At 67.3% G+C, this 22,855-nt stretch carries 21 protein-coding genes; 16 read left to right on the top strand and 5 right to left on the bottom strand.

Going from position 1 to position 22,855, the window contains the following annotated elements; genetic code table 11:
• Positions 1 to 6: 6 nt before the first annotated feature.
• Positions 7 to 1,185 carry an ABC transporter substrate-binding protein gene (locus HV766_RS01980; protein WP_054459409.1) on the bottom strand — a complete coding sequence of 393 codons (1,179 nt, stop codon included), beginning with the start codon at positions 1,183 to 1,185 and terminating at the stop codon, positions 7 to 9.
• 280 nt (positions 1,186 to 1,465) lie between these two features.
• Between HV766_RS01980 and HV766_RS01975 the strand changes: the two genes are divergently transcribed.
• Positions 1,466 to 2,452: an AraC family transcriptional regulator gene (locus HV766_RS01975; RefSeq protein WP_119452194.1), complete on the top strand. Its 987-nt coding sequence runs from the start codon at positions 1,466 to 1,468 to the stop codon at positions 2,450 to 2,452.
• A 16-nt stretch (positions 2,453 to 2,468) separates the two neighbouring features.
• Here the strand turns inward: HV766_RS01975 and HV766_RS01970 are convergent, their stop codons facing one another.
• Positions 2,469 to 6,080, bottom strand: coding sequence for an indolepyruvate ferredoxin oxidoreductase family protein (locus HV766_RS01970; protein WP_175180451.1), 3,612 nt, complete (start codon positions 6,078 to 6,080; stop codon positions 2,469 to 2,471).
• Between the two features lie 168 nt (positions 6,081 to 6,248).
• Between HV766_RS01970 and mutY the strand changes: the two genes are divergently transcribed.
• Positions 6,249 to 7,319: an A/G-specific adenine glycosylase gene (gene mutY / locus HV766_RS01965; protein ID WP_175180450.1), complete on the top strand. Its 1,071-nt coding sequence runs from the start codon at positions 6,249 to 6,251 to the stop codon at positions 7,317 to 7,319.
• A 4-nt stretch (positions 7,320 to 7,323) separates the two neighbouring features.
• Here mutY and HV766_RS01960 read toward each other — a convergent pair whose 3' ends face one another.
• Entirely contained in the window at positions 7,324 to 8,148 is an 825-nt protein-coding gene (locus tag HV766_RS01960) for a helix-turn-helix transcriptional regulator (protein ID WP_054459416.1), read from the bottom strand.
• A 115-nt stretch (positions 8,149 to 8,263) separates the two neighbouring features.
• On the opposite strand from HV766_RS01960, the gene HV766_RS01955 reads away from it, so the two are divergent.
• Positions 8,264 to 9,034, top strand: a complete 771-nt coding sequence (locus HV766_RS01955) for a class I SAM-dependent methyltransferase (RefSeq protein WP_175180449.1) — start codon at positions 8,264 to 8,266, stop codon at positions 9,032 to 9,034.
• A gap of 93 nt (positions 9,035 to 9,127) precedes the next feature.
• The gene (gene iaaH / locus HV766_RS01950) at positions 9,128 to 10,603 is read left to right on the top strand and encodes an indoleacetamide hydrolase (protein ID WP_175180448.1); all 1,476 of its coding nucleotides are present in this window, start codon (positions 9,128 to 9,130) and stop codon (positions 10,601 to 10,603) included.
• An 80-nt stretch (positions 10,604 to 10,683) separates the two neighbouring features.
• Here iaaH and HV766_RS01945 read toward each other — a convergent pair whose 3' ends face one another.
• Positions 10,684 to 11,019: a PsiF family protein gene (locus HV766_RS01945; RefSeq protein ID WP_059377545.1), complete on the bottom strand. Its 336-nt coding sequence runs from the start codon at positions 11,017 to 11,019 to the stop codon at positions 10,684 to 10,686.
• A gap of 364 nt (positions 11,020 to 11,383) precedes the next feature.
• Between HV766_RS01945 and HV766_RS01940 the strand changes: the two genes are divergently transcribed.
• Positions 11,384 to 11,722, top strand: coding sequence for an FxLYD domain-containing protein (locus HV766_RS01940; RefSeq protein WP_119452189.1), 339 nt, complete (start codon positions 11,384 to 11,386; stop codon positions 11,720 to 11,722).
• A gap of 197 nt (positions 11,723 to 11,919) precedes the next feature.
• A complete protein-coding gene (locus HV766_RS01935; protein WP_054455866.1) occupies positions 11,920 to 12,573 on the top strand; it encodes a carbonic anhydrase in 654 nt (217 codons plus the stop codon).
• 20 nt (positions 12,574 to 12,593) lie between these two features.
• On the opposite strand, the gene HV766_RS01930 is transcribed toward HV766_RS01935, so the two are convergent.
• Positions 12,594 to 13,271: a GntR family transcriptional regulator gene (locus HV766_RS01930; protein WP_013391284.1), complete on the bottom strand. Its 678-nt coding sequence runs from the start codon at positions 13,269 to 13,271 to the stop codon at positions 12,594 to 12,596.
• A 204-nt stretch (positions 13,272 to 13,475) separates the two neighbouring features.
• On the opposite strand from HV766_RS01930, the gene HV766_RS01925 reads away from it, so the two are divergent.
• The 10 genes from HV766_RS01925 (at position 13,476) to HV766_RS01880 (ending at position 22,853) form a co-directional block, all read left to right on the top strand.
• On the top strand, positions 13,476 to 14,270 hold the full coding sequence (locus HV766_RS01925) for an SDR family NAD(P)-dependent oxidoreductase (protein WP_175180447.1): 795 nt from the start codon (positions 13,476 to 13,478) through the stop codon (positions 14,268 to 14,270).
• An 83-nt stretch (positions 14,271 to 14,353) separates the two neighbouring features.
• On the top strand, positions 14,354 to 15,568 hold the full coding sequence (locus tag HV766_RS01920; protein ID WP_054454932.1) for an ABC transporter substrate-binding protein: 1,215 nt from the start codon (positions 14,354 to 14,356) through the stop codon (positions 15,566 to 15,568).
• 67 nt (positions 15,569 to 15,635) lie between these two features.
• Positions 15,636 to 16,538, top strand: a complete 903-nt coding sequence (locus HV766_RS01915; protein WP_054454934.1) for a branched-chain amino acid ABC transporter permease — start codon at positions 15,636 to 15,638, stop codon at positions 16,536 to 16,538.
• Positions 16,535 to 17,533, top strand: a complete 999-nt coding sequence (locus tag HV766_RS01910) for a branched-chain amino acid ABC transporter permease (RefSeq protein WP_054454937.1) — start codon at positions 16,535 to 16,537, stop codon at positions 17,531 to 17,533. Before HV766_RS01915 ends, HV766_RS01910 begins: the two co-directional genes overlap by 4 nt.
• Positions 17,530 to 18,294, top strand: a complete 765-nt coding sequence (locus HV766_RS01905; RefSeq protein WP_054454939.1) for an ABC transporter ATP-binding protein — start codon at positions 17,530 to 17,532, stop codon at positions 18,292 to 18,294. Before HV766_RS01910 ends, HV766_RS01905 begins: the two co-directional genes overlap by 4 nt.
• Positions 18,287 to 19,006 carry an ABC transporter ATP-binding protein gene (locus HV766_RS01900; RefSeq protein ID WP_119452187.1) on the top strand — a complete coding sequence of 240 codons (720 nt, stop codon included), beginning with the start codon at positions 18,287 to 18,289 and terminating at the stop codon, positions 19,004 to 19,006. The genes HV766_RS01905 and HV766_RS01900 overlap by 8 nt, the downstream gene beginning before the upstream one ends.
• 19 nt (positions 19,007 to 19,025) lie before the next feature.
• Complete coding sequence (locus tag HV766_RS01895; RefSeq protein ID WP_175180446.1) at positions 19,026 to 19,778, top strand: SDR family NAD(P)-dependent oxidoreductase; 753 nt, start codon at positions 19,026 to 19,028, stop codon at positions 19,776 to 19,778.
• 9 nt (positions 19,779 to 19,787) lie between these two features.
• Positions 19,788 to 20,516 carry an SDR family NAD(P)-dependent oxidoreductase gene (locus HV766_RS01890; protein WP_054454945.1) on the top strand — a complete coding sequence of 243 codons (729 nt, stop codon included), beginning with the start codon at positions 19,788 to 19,790 and terminating at the stop codon, positions 20,514 to 20,516.
• 5 nt (positions 20,517 to 20,521) lie between these two features.
• Positions 20,522 to 22,228, top strand: a complete 1,707-nt coding sequence (locus HV766_RS01885; RefSeq protein ID WP_119452185.1) for an FAD-binding protein — start codon at positions 20,522 to 20,524, stop codon at positions 22,226 to 22,228.
• Positions 22,229 to 22,253: 25 nt separating this feature from the next.
• Entirely contained in the window at positions 22,254 to 22,853 is a 600-nt protein-coding gene (locus tag HV766_RS01880) for a glutathione S-transferase (protein WP_054454949.1), read from the top strand.
• Positions 22,854 to 22,855: the final 2 nt, after the last annotated feature.

The raw sequence follows: 22,855 nt of genomic DNA, 5'->3' as shown, positions 1-22,855 counted from the left end.
TCCGCCCTACTTCATCTGGCAGGCTGCGGCGAAAGGGTCCTGATACTGGGTCAGCACCGTGCCCGACAGCTTATTGGACAACTTGCCCCCCGCCCCGGCCTCGACGATGCGCAGGTAATAGTTCTGCACCGGATATTGGTTGCGGTTGAACTTGAAATCGCCGCGCACCGACTTGAAGTCCGCGCGCCGCAGCGCCGGACGCAGCGCGTCCGCCTCCAGCTTGCCGCCGGTCTGGCGCACCGCGCTGTCCAGCAACATGGCCGCGTCATAGCCCTGCGAGGCATACAGCGTGGGACTGCGGTTGTAGGTCTTCCGGAAGTCCTCGACGAACTTGCGGTTGGCGGGGTTGTCCAGGTCCGAGGCCCACTGCGAGGTATTGCGCATGCCCTCGATGGGCGCGCCCACCGCCGCGATGGTGTCCTCGTCGCCCGAGAAGCCCGGCGCCAGCAGCGCGATCTCCTTGGACAGGCCGGCGCCGTTGAACTGCTTGATGAAATTCACGCCCATGCCGCCGGGCAGGAAGAAGAACACTGCGTCCGGCTTGCTGGCGCGCAGGCGCGTGATCTCCACGCCATAATCCAACTGCCCCAGCTGGGTGTAGATCTCTTCGGACAGCCCGCCCTTGTACAGGCGCTTGAAACCGTTGAGCGATTCGCGTCCGCCCGGATAATCCGGCGCGATCAGCGCCACGCTCTTGTAGCCCTGGTCTGTGGCGTACTTGCCCATCGCGGCCGGGATGTCCTCGTTCTGCCATGCCACCGCGAAGAAATTCGGATTACAGCCTGCGCCCGCATAGTTCTCCGGGCCAGTATTGGTGCTCAGGTAGATGGTGCCCGACTGCAGGATGGCCGGCATCACCGGCAGCAGCACATTCGAGAACACGATGCCCGTCATGACGTTCACGCGGTCGCGCTTCAACAGCCGCTCTACCGCCTGGCGGCCCGTGTCCGCCTTCTGCTGGTCGTCCGCCACCACGACTTCCGCCGGCAAGCCGCCGAGCTTGCCGCCCGTATGTTGCAGCGCCAGGTTGAAGCCGTCGCGGATCTCGTTGCCCAGCGCCGCGCCCGGCCCCGACAGCGTGGTCAGCAAGCCGACCTTGACCTTGTCCGCCGCCGTCGCGCCCGCCGCCGCCGTCATGCACACCAGCGCAGCCAGCGCGCGCCGGCTCCATAGATTCCGATTCATGAGCCACCCCGTTATCCCCGCCTGGCCATGCCGGCGGAAAGCTGACAGAACCCGTCTGCCGTCGGTTAACGCATGCTGCCGAACAACGCCGCCAGCTTACGCGCCGCGGCGGCGCCCTCCAACCTGCACGCGAAGGGCCTGCCGGCTAGATTAGGCCGCGCCAGGGGGCCGCTCTATCCGGATTCCGTCAGCCTTATCCGGGAATCACTTAATTCCAAGTCCTTGACGTTTAAATTACCCTCGGCAGTGACACGGGAGCGTTCCCGTCCCGGAGGCATCCATGCACGGCTGGTCCCGACTTACGCTTGCGCCGCTGTTCAAGCGGCGCGTCTTCAGCTCCACCCAGCAGGACGAGACGCGCACCCTCGTATCTGAAGCCCTGAAGGAACACCGTCTCACCTGGAAGGGTGGCCGCGTCGATGCCGAACTGAACCGGGGCCGCTTCGGGTCGCTGACGGTCTGTACGCTGCGCTACGGCGCCGAAGTCCACATCGAACCCGACCGCCTGCAGGATTTCATGCTGGTCCAGGTCCCCCTGAGCGGCCGCGCCTGTATCGAATGCGGCAACGACCGCGTCGACGCCGACCCCGACTGCGCCGCGGTCATCGCCCCCAACCGCCCGCTCAAGCTGCACTGGGAAGCCGGCTGCGAACAGCTGCTGCTCAAGATCCCCCGCGGCAAGCTCGAAGCCATCGGGCAGCGCGCATTCGGCGAGGCCGCCACCCGGCCGCTGGATTTCAGCCCCGCCCTGCGCCTGGATAATCCCGTGGGCGCCGTCTGGCGCAGCATGGTCGAAAGCCTGATCCACCTGCTGCCCACCCTGGACGACGGCGCCCCCCGTCCGCCCGCGGCCTGGCTGGAGCACCTGGAAGACACGCTGGTGCTGCACCTGCTCTACAACCAGCCCAACAGCTGGCAGGCGCACGCCGGCATCGCCCCCGCCGTCCCGCGCCGCCTGAGCGCCGCCGAAGCCTATATGCGCGACCGCCTCGCTGCTCCGCTCACCCTGGCCGACATCGCCCGTCACGCCGGCGCCAGCGCCAGCGCGCTGACGCGCCTGTTCCAGGAACACCGCAACACCACGCCCATGAATGCGCTGCGGGCGCTGCGGCTGGACGAAGCCAGGAACCGGTTGCGCACGCAGACAGGCGCCAGCGTCACCGAAGTGGCGCTGGGCGTAGGGTTCGGACATCTGGGGAGGTTCTCGGAGTATTACCGGGAACGTTTCGGGGAACTGCCGCGCGAGACGCGGCGGGTCATGGAGTGACGGGTCATGGAGTAACTCAAGCCACCCGCGCTCCTCCGATGGAAACCACCGTCGCGCTGAAGTCCTTCAGCAACGTCTCCCTGCGCGCCGCCACGCTCTCCATCGCGGCCTCCTTCACATGCCCGTACCCCCGGATGTCCTCGGGCAAGCTCGCCAGCGCCACTGCACGATCCAGATTCCCGCGATTCAATTTCGACAGGATCGCCGTGATCGTCTCCCGGTACTCGCGGATCAGTTCGCGTTCGGCGCGGCGCTCGGCCGTGTAACCGAACGGGTCCAGTTTCGTGCCGCGCAATCTCCGCATCCGCGCCAGCACCCGGAACACGCGCAACATCCCCGGGCCATAGCTGCGCTTGATCAGGCGGCCTTCCTGGTCGCGCCGCGCGAACAGCGGCGGCGCCAGGTGGAAACGCAGCTTCCAGTCGCCTTCGAACTGCGATTGCACCCGTTTGAGGAACTCTCCGTCCGAATACAGCCGCGCGACTTCGTATTCGTCCTTGTAGGCCATCAGCTTGAAGTAGTAGCGTGCCACCGCCAGCGCCAGCCGGTTGGTGCCCGTAGCCTCGCGCTCGGCGCGCGCCACCTTGTCCACCAGTTCGGTGTATTGCAGGGCGTAAGCCTGGTTCTGGTAGTCGGTCAGGAAAGCCTTGCGCACCGCCACCACCCGCTCCAGTTCGCCGGTCGGCTTCTTCAGTTCCATCACCGGACTGGCGGCGCGCGGACGCTTGAGTTCGATGATGCCTTCCGGCCGCGACGGCGCGCCGCCGTTGGCGATCAGGCGCTTCACGTCCGCCAGGTCGTGCGCGGCGCGGCGGCCCCAGGCAAAGGCTGCCAGGTTGTTCGGCACCTGCTGGCCGTTCAGTTCGATGGCGCGCAAAAGCGCCTGCTGCGACAGCGGGATCCAGCCCTTCTGGTAGGCGTAGCCCATCATCAGCGGATTCGAGTAGATCGCGTCGCCCAGCAAGCCCAGGGCCAATGCGGCGGCATCGACGGTGGCCAGGTGCTCCTTGCCGCAGGCGGACGCCAGGTCTGCGGTCAGGTTGGCGCCCGGCAGCGTCCAGTCCGGATTGCCGACGAAGGCCGCGGTCGGCGCGGTGTCGCTGTTGAGCAGCACGCGGGTGCGATCCGGATTCACCCGCGCCATGGATTCGGCGCTGGTGGCCACGACCAGATCGCCTGCCAGCAGCAGGTCGGCCTCGCCCATGGCGACCCGCGTATTCAGCAGGCGGTCCGGCGTCTGCGCCAGCACCACGTGCGAGTACACCGCGCCGCCCTTTTGCGCCAGGCCCGCCATGTCCAGCACCGAACAGCCCTTGCCTTCCAGGTGCGCGGCCATGCCCAGCAACTGGCCTATGGTGACCACGCCCGTGCCGCCCACGCCGGCGATGAAGACGCCGTAGGGCTGATGCAGTTCGCGCGCCGCCGGATGCGGCACGTCGTCGTCGATGGCGCCGTCCTGCGCCAGGGCGTCCGGCTTCTTGAGCTTGCCGCCTTCCACCGTCACGAAGCTGGGGCAAAAGCCCTTCAGACAGGAGAAATCCTTGTTGCAGCTGGACTGGTTGATCGTGCGCTTGCGGCCGAACTCGGTGTCCAGCGGTTCCACCGACAGGCAGTGCGATTTCTGTGAACAATCGCCGCAGCCTTCGCACACGCGCTCGTTGATGAGCACGCGGCGGGCCGGATCCGGGTAGGCATTGCGCTTGCGGCGGCGGCGCTTCTCGGTGGCGCAGGTCTGGTCATAGATCAGCACCGATACCGCGGGATGCTCGCGCAGTTCGCGCATGACCGCGTCGAGTTCGTCGCGATGCCGCACCGGCACGCCTGGGGCCAGTCCCTCGACATGCTTGTACTTGTCGGGATCGTCGGTGACGACGATGATTTTCTCGATGCCCTCGGCCGCCACCTGGCTGCTGATCATGGGCACGCTCAAGGGGCCGTCCACCGGCTGCCCGCCCGTCATCGCCACCGCGTCGTTGAACAGGATCTTGTAGGTAATGGGCACCTTGGCCGCCACTGCCGCGCGTATGGCCAGCAAGCCCGAATGGAAATAGGTACCGTCGCCCAGGTTGGCGAACACGTGCTTTTCCTCGGTGAACGGAGCCTGTCCCACCCAGGGCACGCCCTCGCCGCCCATCTGTGTAAAGACATCGGTGCTGCGGTCCATCCAGCGGACCATGTAGTGGCAGCCTATGCCTGCCATCCCGCGCGAACCTTCCGGCAGGCGGGTCGAGGTGTTGTGCGGACAGCCCGAACAGAACCAGGGCTTGCGCTCTTCGACCACGCGCGGGCGCGCCAGCGCCTGTTCGCGGCCGCTGATGAAGGCCAGGCGCGCCTCGATGCCGGCGCGCACGTCCTCGGGCAGTTCGAAGCGCAGCAGGCGCGCGGCGATGGCGCGCGCGACCATCGCGGGCGAGAACTCGTAGTGCGCCGGCAGCAGCCAGTTGCCCTGCGGCACCGACCATTCGCCGCCGTCCTTGTCGTCGAACTTGCCGACCACGCGCGGAATCTTCTTGCCGCTGCCGATCCAGCTGAACAGTTCTTCCTTCAGCTGGTACTCCAGCACCTGGCGCTTTTCCTCGACCACCAGGATCTCGTCCAGGCCTTCGGCGAAATGCTGCATGCCGGTGGATTCCAGCGGCCAGACCATGCCGACCTTGAACAACCGCAGGCCGATGCGCTGGCATACGGACTCGGACAGCCCCAGGTCGGACAGCGCCTGGCGCGTGTCCAGATAAGCCTTGCCCGAGGTCATGATGCCGAAGCGCGCATCGCGCTGCGGCACGTGCCAGAGTTCGCGGTTGAGCTTGTTGGCGCGGGCATAGGCCAGCGCGGCATAGAGCTTGTAGTCCAGGAGGCGGGCTTCCTGCTGTAGCGGCGTGTCGGGCAGCCGGATGTTCAGGCCGTCGGCCGGCAGCAAAAAGTCCTGCGGCAGCAGGATCTCCACGCGATGGGGATCCACGTCCACGGAAGCCGAGACTTCGACGATGTCGGTGATGCACTTCATGCCCACCCAGACGCCCGCGTAGCGGCTCATCGCCCATCCATGCAGGCCGTAGTCCAGCACTTCCTGCACGCTGGACGGAAACAGCGCGGGAATCATGCAGGCCTTGAGGATGTGGTCGCTCTGGTGCGGCAGGGTCGAAGACTTTGCGGGGTGGTCATCGCCCGCCACCACCAGCACGCCGCCGTGGCGCGAGGTGCCGGCCGCGTTCGCGTGCTTGAAGACATCGCCGCAGCGGTCCACGCCAGGTCCCTTGCCGTACCACATGCCAAACACGCCGTCGTACTTGGCGCCGGGGAACAGGTTGACCTGCTGCGAACCCCACACCGCGGTGGCGGCCAGGTCTTCGTTGATGCCGGGCTGGAACTCGACGTGATGCGCCTTCAGGTACTTGGCCGCCTTCCACATGTTCTGGTCCACGCCGCCCAGCGGAGAGCCGCGATAACCCGACACGAAGCCCGCCGTGTTCAGGCCGGCGCGCGCATCGCGCACGCGTTGCATCATGGGCAGGCGGACCAGGGCATGGATGCCGCTCATCCAGGCGCGCCCGGATTCCAGGGTGTACTTGTCGTCCAGCTGGACGGATTCAAGCGCGGCACGCAAGGCGGGCGAAACAGGAGCGTTCATGTCGACTCCAAGGGATCCAGGAACCCCGGCCGGCTACGCGCGACACCCTCTTGAAGCGCACGCGGGCGAGCAAGGGACGTGAATTGCGGGCGCTGGCGCGCTTCTGTTTCCATTGTTTGTAACCGCTAGCCCCAACCCGGGCAATAGGGCGATGCGATAATTGCCGCCATGGACTTCGCCCCTCGTATCGTCGACTGGCAGCGCCGCCATGGCCGCCACGATCTCCCCTGGCAAAACACCCGGGATCCTTACCGCATCTGGCTCTCCGAGATCATGCTGCAGCAGACGCAGGTGGCGACGGTCATTCCCTATTACGAACGCTTCCTGCAGCGCTTTCCGGACGTCGCCGCGCTGGCGGCGGCCGCGCAGGAAGACGTGATGCCCTACTGGGCCGGACTGGGCTACTACGCCCGCGCCCGCAACCTGCACCGCTGCGCGCAAGAAATCGCGCGCGACTGGGACGGACGTTTCCCGCCCACGGCCGAAGCCATCGCCACGCTGCCCGGCATCGGCCGTTCCACCGCCGCCGCCATCGCCGCGTTCGCCTACGGCGAGCGCTCGCCCATCCTGGACGGCAACGTCAAACGCGTATTCACGCGGCACTTCGGCATCGCCGGCGATCCCGCCAAGCGTGAAATCGAACAGAGGCTGTGGGCGCTGGCCGATGCGCAGGTCGAGGCCGCGCCCGGCCTGGACATGGCCGCCTACACGCAGGGGCTGATGGATCTGGGCGCCACGCTATGCACGCGCGGCAAGCCCGCGTGCGAGGCCTGCCCCGTGGCGGACAGCTGCGTGGCCAAGCGCGAAGGCCGCCAGGCCGAACTGCCCACGCCCAAGGCGCGCAAGGCGATCCCCGAACGCGAGACCTGTATGCTGGTCCTGCGGCACCAAGGCGCCTTCCTGCTGCAGCAGCGGCCCGAACCCGGCATCTGGGGCGGACTGTGGAGCCTGCCCGAATTCGACGTGTCGCAAGACCCCGACAGCGCTTCCCGCGCGCTGGGCCTGGAGCCTGAACAGCGCTTCGAGCTGGCGGCCTTCGCCCACACCTTCACGCACTACCGCCTGCACATCCGGCCCTGGCTGGTGCCGGTGCGCGCAGCCGGGCTGCGCGAGTCCGCAAGGCCGGAGCGCTGGGTGCCGGCGGATGAACTGCCGTCGATGGCGCTGCCGGCGCCGGTGAAAAAACTGCTGCAAGGACTGGTCGAAGCCGGGATGCAGGACAGCCTGTTCAAGGGCTGATCTTTCAGGGCTGCGCGCCCCCGCCCAACAAGATCACCAGCTTCAGGTCCGGATGCGTCGCCAGCCGGAACGTGATCTGCTGGTAAGCCAGCTTGCCGCGGCCCGGATGCTGGAACTCACGCAGGCCGCCTTCGCGCTCGACCACCGCGTGGCGCGTCCACCAGTGGGCGAACACCGGGCTTTGCCGGTTCAGGTTGTCCAAGAGCGCCAGCACGGCCGGCTCGTCCAGATGCGCGCCGGCGTCGGCGCGGAATTCCGCCACCACGCGGCGAGCGCGCTGGTCCCAATCCACCACCAGCTCGCGGGCGGCGGGGTCCAGGAAGATATAGCGCAGCAGGTTGGGCTCGGCATCGCGCGCCGGCCAGTTGTCGAACAGGTCGCGCAGGGGCTCGTTGTAGGCCAGCACATTCCAGGCGCGGTCCAGCACGTAGGCCGGGGCGTTGATCGCGTTCACGCATTCCTGCAAGGGACCCGGCGCGCCGGCGTCGTCGCGGGCATGCTGAGGGTCGGCGCAGTCGGCCAGGTCGAACAGATACGCGCGTTCGGCGCGGGCCAGTTGCAGCACGCCCGCGATGCGCGACCAGACCGAGGGCGATACCGACACTTCCCGCCCCTGTTCGATCCAGGTGTACCAGGTGACGCTGATGCCGCAAAGCTGGGCGACTTCCTCGCGCCGCAGTCCGGGGGTGCGGCGGCGCATGCCTTCGGGCAGGCCGGCCATCTGGGGCGTGATGCGGGAGCGGGCGCTACGCACGAATTCGCCCAGCGCCTGACGGCGCAGGGGGGAGCCTTCGTGACCGGCGGCGCCGGCTTGGGGGGAAGTAGTCATACCAGGATGAGCAATGGACTTGTACGTGTATGGGCGGCCGCCTATCTTAGCGCCTGGGCCGCCGCTTCCAAATGCTTTCCGCCCTTGTACCGGCCCCAGCCACCCAAGGATTCCCATGACCGCCAGTACCCATGACGCCGCCGTCGACCGCCAATTCAGCCCGCGCGCGACCGACTATCTGACCAGCGCCGTACACGCGCAGGGCGAAGACCTGCTGCAGATGGCCGACATCGCCGCGCAGCATCCCGAAGCCCGGCTGCTGGACCTGGGCTGTGGCGGCGGCCACGTGAGCTTTCACGTGGCGCCGCAGGTCAAACACGTCACCGCCTATGACCTGTCGCAGCAGATGCTGGACGTGGTCGCCGGCGAGGCCGCCAAGCGCGGGCTGGCCAATCTGGCCACCCGCCAGGGCAAGGCGGAGTACCTGCCCTTCGGCGACGGCGAGTTCGACCTGGTGATGTCGCGCTACTCCACCCACCACTGGCAGGACGCCGGGCGCGGCCTGCGGGAAGCCTTCCGCGTGCTGAAGCCGGGCGGCATCGCCGTGTTCGCCGACGTGGTGTCGCCGGGCGAGCCGCTCCTGGATACGTGGCTGCAGACCATCGAGGTGCTGCGCGACACCTCGCACGTGCGCGACTACTCGGTCGCCGAGTGGACCCGCATGCTGACCGAGGCCGGCTTCACCCTGCAGGGTCTGACGCCGCGCCGCCTGCCGCTGGAGTTCCAGTCCTGGGTTGTGCGCATGCGCACCCCGGAGACGCTGGTGGCGGCGCTGCGCCACATGTTCGGCATCGCGCCGGACGTGGTGCGCGCGCACTTCGAGGTGCAGGACGACGCATCCTTCACCAGCGACACGGCGACCATCGTGGTGAGAAAGCCGGGCTGATTCCTGCAGCGGCGGCGGGACCTGCTCGACAGCGCCCGCTTCCCCCTGTATAGGTACGGATTCGACAGAATCCCGCACAGGTAAGGAAGCGTCATGTCCGATACGTCCAAACAGTCATTGCCCGCCGCGTCCCCTGCGGACCTGACCGTCACCGAGGCCGCGGCCCTGATCCGGCAGGGCCGCCTCACCAGCGTTGCGCTGACCCAGGCCTGCCTGGACCGCATCGAGGCGCGCGCCGATCTCAACGCCTTCATCACCGTGGACCGCGCAGGCGCGCTGGCCCAGGCCCGCGCCCGGGATGCCGCCCGCGGCCAGGCGGACCAGGCCGCGCTGCCACTGGCGGGCGTGCCCATCGCCATCAAGGACAACATCCACGTTGCCGGCCTGCCCAACACGGCCGGCACGCCCGCCTTGAAGAATTTCCGTCCGGCCGAGGACGCACCGGTGGTGCGCCGCCTGCGCGAGGCGGGCGCCGTCATCGTGGGCAAGACCAACATGCATGAACTGGCCTTCGGCGTGTCGGGGTACAACACCGCCTTTCCCGGCGCGCACGGCGAGGGCACGCGCAATGCCTATGACGCGCGCCTGATCGCTGGCGGCTCGTCCTCGGGCAGCGGCGCGGCGGTGGGCGCGCACCTGACGCCGGCCGCGCTGGGTACGGACACGGGCGCCTCGGTGCGCCTGCCTGCGGCGGTGAACGGCGCGGTGGGCTTTCGCCCGTCGGTGGGCCGCTACGACGGCGCCGGCATCACACCGATCTCGCACACCCGCGATACGCCGGGGCCCATCGCCAACAGCATGGACGACATCGTGCTGCTGGACGCGGTGCTGACGGGCGACCGCCAGCCCTTGTCCGCCCTGCCGCCTGCCGGCATGCGCCTGGGCCTGTGCGACTACTTCTGGAAGGACCTGGATCCGCAGGTGCAGGCCGTCACGGATGCCGCGCTGGCCAAGCTGCGCGCGGCCGGCGTGCAACTGGTCGAACTGGAAATGCCGGGCCTGGAAGCCAGCAACGCCGCGGTCGGCATGCCGGTCTGCCTGTACGAACAGAAGGGCGACCTGACCGACTATCTCAGCCGCTACGGCACGGGCCTCAGCTTCGAACAGGTGGTGGCGCAAATTTCCAGCCCGGACGTCAAAGGAATTTTCGACGGCCTCATCGTGCCTGGCGTGCTGCCCCTGCCCTCCGGCGAGGCGCTGCCGCTGCAGCCGCTTTATGAACGCGCCATGGCGACGCACCGCGACGAGCTCATCGGCGTGTACCGCCGCGCGTTCCAGGAGCATGCGCTGGACGGCCTGCTGTTTCCCACCGTGCCGATCCCGCCGATGGCCGCCACGCCCGAGGCCAGCAGCTTCGAGAGCTTCGGCCGCCTGGCGCGCAACGTCGATCCGGGCAGCAACGCCGGCCTGCCGGGGCTGAGCGTGCCTGCGGGCTTGGCAGCGGACGGACTGCCGGTGGGATTGGAAGTCGACGGGCTGCCGGGCGAGGACCGCAAGGTGCTGGCGGTCGGGTTGGCGCTGGAAAGCGTGCTGGGGCGCTTGCAGGGGCCGGGACGTTCCGGCGGCTGAGAGGCGCCTCATGCAAAAAAATCGCCAGCCGGTTCACGGGCTGGCGATTTTTCTTCGCGAGATGACGCGTTGCTTCGGCATCAGCCTTTCAGGCAGGTGCTCATGAAGGTCTTGCGCTTGTCGCCGGTCAGTTGCTGCGAGGTGGCCTTGGCGTTGCAGTCCTTCATCTTCTGCTGCTGCGGCGTGAGTTCCTTGGCGGGCGCGGCGGTTTCGCCCTTCAGGCAGCTGCTCATGTAGGCCTTGCGGTCGTCGCCCTTCTTGCCTTCAGCGGACTTGTTGCAGTCGGCCATGCGCTGCTGTTGCGGCGTAGGCGTCTTGGCGGTGGCGGGAGCTGCGGGGGTCTGGGCAAGGGCTGCGCCAGCAAAACAAGCGGTCAACAGAAAGGCCGAGGCCAACTGGCTGGTACGGGAAAGCATGGGTTCCTCCCTTGGCGCCCGCGCGCCTGGACTCAGTCGCAAAGGCGGGCCGCACGATCCGCCGGCCCAATCGCCGGCCCGGTCATGATCGAACAAACCCGAACCCTGCGCAAGAGTGCGGAAAGTCAAGAATCGCCAAGGCCTTACATGCCCCTGAAACCACCGGCCGCTTCCCTCGTGGACAGGCCATCCACGCAGGCGAATTTGCGACCAATCCAAGCACCCTGTTACCCATTCATCCCTTTGCCCCGTTGTGTACACGGCGGGAAAGGTGTGAGATAAGCATGCCCCCAAGGTAGAGGAGGCATTGACCGCCCTGCGGACCCGAACGGCGTCCGACTGCGCGGCTGCACAGGAGACCATGATGAAACTTGCCCTTGCTTCGTTCGCGCTGCTTGCCGGCCTGTCCGGCGCCGCCGGCGCGCAGAGCCTGGTCTACGGCGTCACGCTGGGCAATGTCCAGGCCGTGCGCGACGTCAACCAGAACGTGTCGGCCATCACCGGCCTGCTGTCCAACCAGTCGGCGCGGCACATCAACAGCGCCATGCTGACCTTCGTGCTGTACGACTCGCAGGGCCGCGAGATCGGCCGCGTTCGCGACGACGTCATCGGCCCGCTGGCGCCCGGCCAGATCAAGCAGATCCGGGCCGTCACGCCGCTGCAATTCGCCCGCGTCACCGCGCTGGACGTCGACGCCCGCTAGGCGCCCGCCAGGCGCCCGTTATGGCCCGCCTGCCGGAAAAAACCCTGATTACTTCAGGGTTTAGACAGCGTGGCGCAAGGTCAAATATGGGAAAATTCCGTTCGTCGACTCAATAAAAGGGGCTTCCACACGAAGCCCCTTGTTGCGTGCGCCGACGCGCCAGCACGCCTGGCTCCAGCTACGAGGAAGAAAAGATCATGTTTCCAAAAAGACTTACCGAAGGCTATCAATCTTTCCTGGGGGGCCGTTTCCCTTCGGAAAGCAGCCGATACCAGAAGCTGGCCGAATCGGGGCAAAACCCGGAAATCCTGATCATCGGGTGCTGCGACTCCCGCGTGTCGCCTGAAGTCATCTTCGACGCCGGCCCCGGCGAAATGTTTGTCGTGCGCAACGTCGCGAACCTGGTCCCGCCCTGTGACCCTGACTCGGAATCCTCGTACCACGGCACCAGCGCCGCGATCGAATTCGCGGTCAACGGCCTGAACGTCAAGCACATCGTGGTGCTGGGCCATGCTTCCTGCGGCGGCATCCGCTCGTTCTTCGACGACGCCAAGCCCCTGACCAAAGGCGATTTCATCGGCAAGTGGATGTCGCAGATCGAACCCGTGGCCGAACGCCTGGGCCCCGGCACCGGCGACCGCCAGGCCAACCTGAAGCGCCTGGAACTGGCCGTGGTCGAGCACAGCCTGAACAACCTGATGACCTTCCCCTCCATCCGCCGCCGCGTCGAAAAGGGCGAACTGGAACTGCACGGCACCTACTTCGGCGTGGCCACCGGCCTGCTGTACCTGCGCGACCCCGCCACCGGCGAATTCAATCCCTGCCTCGAGGCGCCTGCGGCCGCAGCCTGAGGTTGGACCGCGGGCGGGCCTTACACCCGGTACGCCTGCGCCAGCCTCTCGTAGTTGTTCTTCAGGATGATGCCCGCGTAGTACACGTGTTCGCGCATCAGATCCTCGGCCCGCGCGCCGTCGCGGGCGATGATCGCATTGACGATGCGGTGATGGTCGTCATGCGATCGCAGGATGATCCCGTGGTCTTCCCACAGGATGATCCGGTCCGAGGCGTAGGGGATAGCCTGCGCCTGCGTCGCGAAGCGCCGCACCCAGGGGTTGCCCGCCGCTTCCAGGATGCCGTTGTGCAAGGTGATGTTCACCTGCTGATACGGCAGATGGTCCTCGGCCAGCAAGACCCCCTTGCCCAGGATCCGGTCCCCTTCGTCCAGGCAATTCTTCAGCACCGCCACGGCGTCGTTCGATAGCCCGCGCAAGGCCGCCTGCCGGCAGGCCAGCCCTTCCAGCGCCGCGCGCACCTCGTAGGCCGCCACGATTTCGCCGATGTCGTAGGCGCGCACCGTGTAGCCGCGCTTGGGCAGATGCTCCAGCAAGCCTTCATTGCCCAGCGTCGCCAGCGCCGCGCGCACCGGCGTGCGCGACACCCCCAGTTTTTCCGCCAGCGGGATTTCTTCCAGGCGGGCGCCAGGGCTGAACTTGCCGTGCAGCACCCAGTCCCGCAGCGTGTCGGTAACGTGTTGAGATAGCGTGTCCATAGCCGCATTGTATACATGAAGAATACATAGGGCGTCATGCGCCTTATTAGTTTTCGGAACATCTCCGTAAAACACGATGTAAATCAAGCAACACTCCGGGTAAGCCCCTATACCTGCGAATCATCCATGTATACATAATCGCAAAAAATTCAAACCAGCGGCCAGGTCCCACCCTAGGCGGACAGCACGCTACCAGGAGACAGCATGTCCAATGTATCCACGCCGGCCGGCAAGGGCCCGGCTCCCCGTCTTGCGCTCGTCACGGGCGGCGGCGGCGGCATAGGCGCCCGCATCTGCCAGGAACTGGCCAGCGCCGGCTTGCGCGTCGTCGTCTCGGACGTGGACGCCGGGCGCGCCCGCCGCGTGGCCGACGAGCTGGGCGCGCCGCACGCGTCGCTCGCCTTCGACGTCAGCGATGAGTCCTCGGTCGAAAACGCGTTCGAACAGATCGAAGCGCAGCACGGCCCCATCGCCGTGCTCGTCAGCGCCGCCGGCCTGCTGCTGTTCCAGGAAAACGGCGAACGCCCGCTCATCAAGGACACCTCGCTGGACATCTGGGAACGCAGCTTCGCCGTCAACGCCCGCGGCGTGTTCCTGTGCGGCCGCGCCTACCTGCGCCGGCGCGAGGCCGCGCCGCTGGCGCACGGCCGCATCGTCACGTTCACCTCGGTTGCGGCGCAGCTGGGCGGCTACCGCTCCAGCGCGTCTTACATCGCGGCCAAGTCCGCGGTGCTGGGCCTGACCAAGGCCATGGCGCGCGAATCCGCGCACCTGGGCGTGACGGTCAACGGCATTGCCCCCGGCCTCATCGACACCGACATGCTGCGCAGCACCGTCACAAGCAGCGGCGCGCTGGCCGCCGCGGCGCAGGCCATTCCGCTGGGCCGCATCGGCACCGTGGACGATGTCGCGGCCTCCGTGCGCTTCCTGGCGTCCGAAGAAGCCGGCTACATCACCGGCAGCGTCATCGACGTCAACGGCGGCTACCGCATGCAGTAAGGCATTCCGGCGGCCAGGCCGGCAACGCAGCAAAGCGCCACACCCAAACAAAGGCGCGCATCAAAAAAGAACGGGAGACAAAGATGAAGAAAAGCAGTCGCTACGCAGCCGCCGCCGCGCTATGCGCATGGGCGCTGAGCACGGGCGCGCAAGCGCAGCAGGAACCGGGCATCACCGACAAGACCATCAAGATCGGTCTGTTCGCGCCCTTGTCCGGCAGCGGCATGGCCTACGGCTTTGACGTGCTGAACGCCGCCAAGATGTGGTACGCCAAGGTCAACAAGGAAGGCGGCGTGCACGGCCGCCAGATCGAACTGGTGATCGAGGACGACCGCTGCAACGCCAACGACCTGGTCGCCGCGGTGAAGAAGCTGAACGAACAGGACAAGGTGTTCCTGCTGAACGGCGGTTCCTGCTCGGCCGCGGTGGTGGCCTCGCGCGAATACGTGGAACGCGAAAAGGTGCCGCTGGTCATGCTCAACGCCTCGGGCGACGGCGCGCTGTATCCGCCGTCCAAGTACATCTACGGCGCCTTCTCCATCTCCCAGCACGCCGTGGGCGGCTCGATGGTGCAGTTCGCCGCCGAGCACCTTAAGGCCAAGAAGATCGGCTACATCAACCATGACGACGCCTACGGCGGCTGGAACCTGGAGGCCGCGCAGGCCCAGGTCAAGCAGCTGGGCGACGCATCGCTGCAAGTCCAGTCGGTGAACCCGAACATCACCGACGTGACCGCGCCCATGCTGAAGATCCGCGCCGCCAACGCCGACGTGCTTCTGCTGACGACATACGCCCGCCCCGCCGCGCTCATCATCAAGAAGGCACAGGAACTGGGCTGGAACAAGCCTATCGTCCTGGCGGTGAACGGCACGGCCGACCTGAAGCAACTGGTGGAAAACGTGGGCAACAAGGACGCCTTCAAGAACGTCTACATCCAGGAAGTGCTGTCCGACGTGCCGGGCGGCGCCAAGCTGACCTGGGTGTACGACATGTACAAGCAGGCCTACCCCGACCTGGCCGCCAAGCCGGGCCATCCGCAGACCTACATGCCTTACGGCCTGCCGCCCGCGATGGCGGTGGTCAACGCGCTCAAGGCCGCCGGCCCGCAGCCCACCCGCGAAAAAGTGCTGCAGGCGCTGGAAACCATGAAGTTCGACTCCGGCGTCATGGCCGGTCCGATCGAGTTCGGCCCGAACGACCGCGCGGCGCAGGAATCCGCCATCTACATCAAGTTCGACGGCACCAACATGTCGCTCGTGCCCGGCGCCTTCAAGAGCGTCTGGCAGTACCAGAAGTAAATCAGCGGCCCGCCTTGGGCCTGGCCCGCGCGCTGGCGCAGCAGCGCGCGGGCTGCCGGAGAACATCATGAGCTTTGCCGATATCTGGCTGTTCCTGCAGCAGGGGGTGCTGTCGGGACTGGTGACGGGCAGCGTGTACGCGCTGCTGGCGGTCGCCGTAGTGATCATTTTCAAGACCACCGACGTGCCCAATTTCGCCCAGGGCGAGATCTTCATGGTCGGCGGCTACATCGCCCTGTTCCTCACCCTGGTAATGGGCTGGCCTTATCTCGTCGTCATTCCCATCACGCTCGCCGCCGTGGCCATCCTGTCCGGCCTGTTCCAGCGCGTCGTGATGGAGCGCGTCATCGCCTCCAAGGGCGTGGGCGTGCAGATGGTGATCGCCACGCTGGGCCTGGCCTATGCGCTCAAGGGCCTGGTGCGCCAGACCGGCCTGGGCGACACGCCGCGCTCGTTGCCGCCGCTGGCATCAACCGACGCCATCATCATCGGCGACGCGGTGCTGACCCAGCTGGACCTGGTGATCTTCGCGGTCGCCGTGACGGTGATGCTGCTGCTTTTCGGCATGTTCACCTATACCCGGGTCGGCCGCGCCATGCGCGCCGTGGGTATGAATCCCAAGGCCGCCCGGCTGGTGGGCGTGAACCTGACCCGCATCCGCATGCTGGTGTGGGCGCTGGCCGGCCTGATATCGGCGGTCGCGGCGCTGCTCATCACGCCCAAGATCCTGATCACTCCCGACATCGGCCACATCGCCATCCTGGCCTACGCCGCGGCCATCGTGGGCGGCATCACCAGCCTGCCTGGCGCGGTGGTCGGCGGCTTCGTGATCGGTGTGGCCGAGAACCTGGTGGGGCTGTTCATTTCGACCAATGCCATCGTGGTTGCGCCTTTCGTGGCCATCATGGTCGTGCTGCTGCTGCGTCCGCAAGGGCTCTTGGGCGGCAAACTGCAGGTGAAGAAAGTATGAGCAAGAAAATAGACCATGCGCTGCTGGCGCTGATGGCCATCGTGCTGGCGATCCTGCCCTTCGCGGCCAGCGGCTATGTCATCTACGTGGTGAACCTGCTGATGGTGTTCGTGGTGTTGGCGCTGGGCCTGCATCTGGTCATCGGCGAAACCGGGCAGTTCGCGCTATCGCACGCCGCCTTCTACGGCGTGGGCATCTATACCGCGGGCCTCATCAACAATCTGTGGCATCCGCCCTTCTTCATTTCGATCATCGCGGGCGGGCTGCTGGCCGCCGTGCTCGGCTATGTGATCGGCGCGCTGGCGCTGCGCATGCGCGACATCTACCTGGCGCTGTCCACCTTCGCCTTCGGCGAAGCGATGCAGTGGGTGTTCCTGAACTGGCAATCGGTCACCAACGGCTCGAACGGCTTCCGGATCTCGCCGGCCACGCTGTTCGGCTACGAACTGGTGTCGGACGCCAAGGCCTATCCCTTCGTGGTGCTGATCGCCGCGCTGTTGCTGTGGGCCACCATTGCGCTGTCGCGCTCGCAACTGGGCTCGGCCTTTCGCGCCGTGCGCGAGAGCGACGTGGCGGCCCAGGCCATGGGCGTGAACGTCAACGCCATCAAGCGCACGGCCTTCACGTTGTCCGCGGCCTATGCCGGCATCGCCGGCGGCATGTACACGACCTTCGCCTCGTTCATCCACCCGGAGAGCCTGGGCTTTCAGACCACCATCCTGATCCTGACGATGGTGGTGGTTGGCGGCATCGGGTCGGTGCGCGGCGCCATCGCGGGCGCGTTGGCCTTCGGCCTGATCTCCGAGCTGCTGCGCCAGGCCCTGTCGTTCCAGGAAATCATCTACGGCGTCATTCTGATGGGCTTCATGATGTTCGCGCCCAAGGGCTTGTTCGCCGGCCGAGGTGCGCGCGGACGGGCACCGGCGCCGGCTGCGCCCTTGCCTTCTGCCACGCGCCCGGCCGCGGCCAAACCGACCCAAAGGAGCGCCGCATGAGCAGCCATCCCTATCTGGACGTGCAAGGCCTGACCGTCAAGTTCGGCGGCCTCACCGCCATCAACGGCCTGTCCATGCAGGTCGAGCGCGGCCGCATCCACGCGCTGATCGGCCCCAACGGCGCGGGCAAGTCCACCACCTTCAATTGCATCTCGCGCTATTACCGTCCCAGCAGCGGCAGCATCCGGTTCGACGGCGCGGACATCACCCGCAAGAAGCCGCATGAAATGGCGGCGCTGGGCGTGGCCCGCACCTTCCAGAACCTGGAGCTGTTCGGCGCGCTGAGCGTGCGCGAAAACGCCCTGCTGGGCACCTATGCGCATGGCGCCGACAGCGCAGGCAAGCTGCTGCGCCCCGCTGCCGCGCAGACGCGCGAGCGCGTCGAGCACCTGCTGGAGCGCGTCGGACTGGCCGACTTCCTGGACACGCCGGCGTGCAGCTTGGACTTCGGCCGCCAGAAGATGCTGGAGCTGGCGCGCGCCCTGGCCATATCGCCCAAGCTGCTGTTGCTGGACGAACCGGCGGCCGGCCTGCGCAACCGCGAAATCGAAACGCTGGACCGCCTGCTGACCGAACTGTGCGAACGCGACGGCATCACGGTGCTGCTGGTGGAGCACGTCATGCAGCTGGTGATGTCGATCTCGCATCGCATCACCGTCATGTCCTTTGGCGAGAAGATCGCCGAAGGCACGCCTGCCGAGGTGCGCAGCAACCCGCGGGTCATTGAAGCCTATCTGGGCAAGGGAGCGGCCGGTGGCTGATTATTTGCTTGAAGTCGATGCGGTATCGGCCGCCTACGGCAATATCCGCGCGCTGCAGGACGTATCGCTGAAAGTGCCGCAGGGCGCCATCGTGGCGCTGCTGGGCGCCAACGGCGCGGGCAAGTCCACCACGCTGAACGTGATCTCGCGCCTGGTCGCGCCCACCGCGGGCAGCGTGCGCTTTGCGGGCGAACCCATACACCGCCTGGCAGCGGACGCCATCGTCGGACGCGGCATCGTGCAGGTGCCGGAAGGCCGCGAGATCTTCCGCGAAATGAGCGTGCGCGAGAACCTGGAGATGGGCGCCTACCTGCGCACCGACCGGGCCGCGGTGCGGCAGGACCTGGACATGGTGTGCGACACCTTCCCGCGCCTGCGCGAACGCTACGAACAGAAAGCCGCGACGCTGTCCGGCGGCGAACAGCAGATGCTGGCCACGGGCCGCGCCATGATGGCGCGCCCGCGCATGATCTTGCTGGACGAACCCTCGATGGGTCTGTCGCCGCTGGTGGTCGAACAGATCTTCGACATCGTGCTGCGGCTGAACCGCGAGCAAGGCATCACCATCCTGCTGGTGGAGCAGAACGTGAAGCTGGCGCTGTCGGTGTCCAGCTACGCGTACATCCTCGAAAACGGCGAGATCGCGCTGGAAGGCGAGTCCGCCGCGCTCGCCAGCGACGAAGGCGTGCAGCGCGCCTATCTGGGCGCCTGACGCGCCGAAAGGACCGACCATGATATCGATGCAAGACAAGCGGGTGCTCGTGACGGGCGCGGGCCGCGGCCTGGGCGCGGCAATCGCGCTGGGCTTCGCCAGGCAAGGCGCTGCCGTCATCGTCGCCGATGTGGATGCGGCGCTGGCCGCAGCCACGGTGCAAGCCATCCGCGCCGCGGGCGGCAAGGCCGCCGACGCGGTGCTGGACGTGACGGATGCCGCCGCCGTGCGCGACTTTGCGCAACGGTCCGCCACCGAACACGGCAATCTGGACATCCTGATCAACAACGCTGGGATTTCGGCGCGCGCCCCGTTCGACGATCCCCAGACGCCCGAGATCTGGGACCGCCTGATGAGCGTGAACCTGCAAGGCACGTTCAACGTCACCCACGCCTTCGTCGAACAGCTGAAAGCCACGCGCGGCGCCATCGTCAATCTGTGCTCCATCGTGGCCTACGGCTGCAGCATCTCGACCGCCGGCTATGTGGTGTCCAAGGGCGGCGTGCGCTCGTTCACCGAGGTACTGGCGCGCGACCTGGCGCCGCATGGCGTGCGCGTGAACGCCGTGGCTCCCGGCCTGATGGAAACCGAGATGACGGCGGGCCAGCGCGCGCAGGCGCAGGGCACGGACTGGTACATGCAGCGCGCGCCCATGGCCCGCGCGGGGCGGGCCGACGAGATCGTGGGTCCGGTCCTTTTCCTGGCCTCGGACATGGCCAGCTACGTGAACGGCGTGGTGCTGCCCGTGGACGGCGGCTACCTGGCCGTGTGAGGAAACATCATGAATCTGGGCACGGCATTGGTTACGGGCGGCGCTAGCGGCATGGGTCTTGCGATCGTGGAGCGGCTGGCGCGCGATGGCTTTCGCGTCGTGATGGCCGACCGCAACGCGGAACTGGCCGAAAAGGAGGCCGACGCGCTGCGGGCGCAAGGGCTGGACGTGGAACACCGCGTGGTGGACCTGACGGACGAAGCCGCCACGCGCGCGCTGGCGCGTTCGCTTGCGCCGCTGGCCGCGCTGGTCAACAACGCGGGACTCTTCGACGAGCGCAAGTTCTTTGAGGTGGACAGCGCCGACTACCGCCGCGCCTTTGACGTCAACCTGCTGGCGGTCGCGACCTTGACGCAGGAGGCCGCGCGCGACATGGCGCCGGGCGCCAAGATCGTCAACATCGCCTCGCGCGCCTACCTGGGCGCAAAGAACCACCCGCACTACGTGGCCTCGAAAGCGGCCTTGGTCGGCTACACGCGCGCCTCGGCCATGGAACTGGCCCCGCGCGGCATCCTGGTCAACGCCATCGCCCCCGGCCTCATCGACACCCCGCTCTTGCGCAACCTCACGCCCGAACGCCTTGCGGCGCAACTGGCCCTGCAGCCCACCGGCCGCGCGGGCCAGCCGCAAGACATCGCCTATGCCGTGTCCTTCCTGGCCGCGCCGCACATGGACTTCATCACCGGCCAGGTCATCTTCGTGGACGGCGGAAAATCGCTGGGCGGCTCGGGAGCATAGGCAGCATGGAAGGCATTACTTGGGACAAGGAAGTCGACGCGCTGGTCGTCGGCTCGGGCGCGGGCGGCATGGCCGCGGCGCTGACGGCGCGCGAGGAAGGACTGGACGTGCTGCTGGTGGAAAAGACCGGCCGCATCGGCGGTTCCACCGCGATCTCAGGCGGCGCGCTGTGGATACCGCTGAACGCGCAGACAGAAGCCGCCGGCCATCCGGACAGTTTTGAAAAGGTCTGGACGTATCTGGAACAGACCGTGGGCGCGGCGGCCCCCGACGACATGAAGCGCGCCTATCTCGAAGCCGGCCCGCGCATGATGGATTACCTGGTGTCGCGCGGCATCCTGGATCTGGCGGCGCGCACGGCCTCGCCCGATTACTACCCCGACCTGCCCGGCGCCGCGATGGGCGGCCGTTCGCTCGACCCACTGGAGTTCGACGGCCGCAAGCTCGGCGGCGATTTCCGTTTCCTGCGGGATCCCCTGAAGGAATTCACGGTGCTGGGCGGCATGATGGTCAACATCACCGACGTGCGCCATCTGCTGCGCGCCACGCGTTCGTTCGCGGCCTGGCGCCACAGCATGAAGCTGGTGCTGCGCTATGCCGCCGACCGCGCGCGCGGCTATCGCCGCGGCACCCGGCTGCTGCTGGGCAATGCGCTGGCCGCGCAGCTGTTCCACGGCATGCTGGCTCGCAAGATCGAATACTGGCTGGACACGCCGGCGCTGGCGCTGCACCGCGATGCAGCGGGCCGCGTGCTGGGCGCCGCGGTCCGGCGCAATGGCAAGTCGTTGAACATCCGCGCGCGCCGCGGCGTGGTGATGGCCACGGGCGGCTTTCCCTGGGATCCGGCGCGCCGCGCGCAGAGCTATCCTCAGCCCACGGGTCTGTGGTCCATGTCGCCGCGAGACAACGCCGGCGACGGCATCCGCCTGTCGGAAGCCGCCGGCGCCGCGCTCGGCTCGGGCCACGCCAGCCCCGCGTTCTGGGCGCCGGTCTCGCTGCTGGAATCCGCGGACGGCAAGCCCCTGCATTACCCGCACCTGGTGTGGGACCGGGCCAAGCCGGGCCTCATCGCGGTCAATGGCGCGGGCCGGCGTTTCGTGAACGAATCCGCCTCGTACCATGAGTTCGTGCAGGCCATGTACCGCAGCCATGGCACGACGCCCAGCATTCCCGCTTTCCTGATCTGCGACCAGCGCTTCATCGACACCTGGGGCCTGGGCCTGGCGCTGCCAGGGGGCCGGCCGCGCCAGCATCTGATCGACGCCGGCTACCTGCTGCAAGCCGGCACGCTGGCGGCCCTGGCGGCCCGGCTGGGCGTGCCCGCCGATGCGCTGCAGGCCACGGTGGAACGCTACAACACCCACGCCGCCCAGGGCCAGGACCCAGACTTCGGCAAGGGATCGACCGCCTACAACCGCTACCTGGGCGATCCGGAACACGCTCCCAATCCCTGCCTCGCGCCGCTGGCGGCGGGCCCCTACTACGCCGTCAAGGTCTATCCCGGCGACATCGGCACCGCTTGCGGCATCGCCGCCAATCCGCATGCCCAGGCCCTGGACGCCACGGGCGCGCCCATTGCTGGCCTCTACGTGGCCGGCAACGACATGCAGTCGGTGATGGGCGGCGCCTATCCCGGCCCCGGCATCACGCTTGGTCCCGCCCTGACCTTCGGCTGGATCGCTGGACAACATCTGGCCCATGCACAACACTGACGCCTCTCCACCGACAAGGATCCCCATGAAAATCTTCTACTCGCCCGCCTCGCCCTTCGTGCGCAAATGCATGGTCATCGCCCATGAGCTCGGCCTGGCCGACCGCATCGAGAAGCTGCCGAGCGCAGCCGGCCCCGTGGCCCGCGACCAGACCATCATCCCCACCAATCCGCTGGGCCAGGTGCCCACCTTCATCACGGATGACGGCCAGGCGCTGTACGACAGCCGCGTGGTCTGCGAATACCTGAACGACCTGGGCGGCGGTTCGCTGTTCCCGTCGGGCAAGACCCGCTGGCAGGTGCTGACGGAACAGTCCATGGCCGACGGCATGCTGGGCGCGGCACTGCTGGCCCGCTACGAAACCGTGCTGCGTCCGGAAGCGCTGCGCTGGGACGGCTGGGTCGAGGGCCAGCTGGGCAAGGTCCGCGACGGCCTCGCGCTGGTGGAAAAGAACGCCGCCGCGCTGGCAGGCCGCCTGGACATCGGCACCATCACCATCGGCTGCGCGCTGGGCTATCTGGACTTCCGCTTCCCCGACCTGGACTGGCGCGCCGAACATCCGGCCACCGCCGCCTGGTACGAGACCTTCAGCCAGCGTCCGTCCATGCAGGCCACCAAGCCCTGATC

The organism is Achromobacter aegrifaciens, assembly GCF_902859735.1.
Classification (GTDB): domain Bacteria; phylum Pseudomonadota; class Gammaproteobacteria; order Burkholderiales; family Burkholderiaceae_B; genus Achromobacter; species Achromobacter aegrifaciens.
Note: the sequence above shows the minus strand (reverse complement) of the source record. Positions and strands in the feature narration are given on the sequence as shown.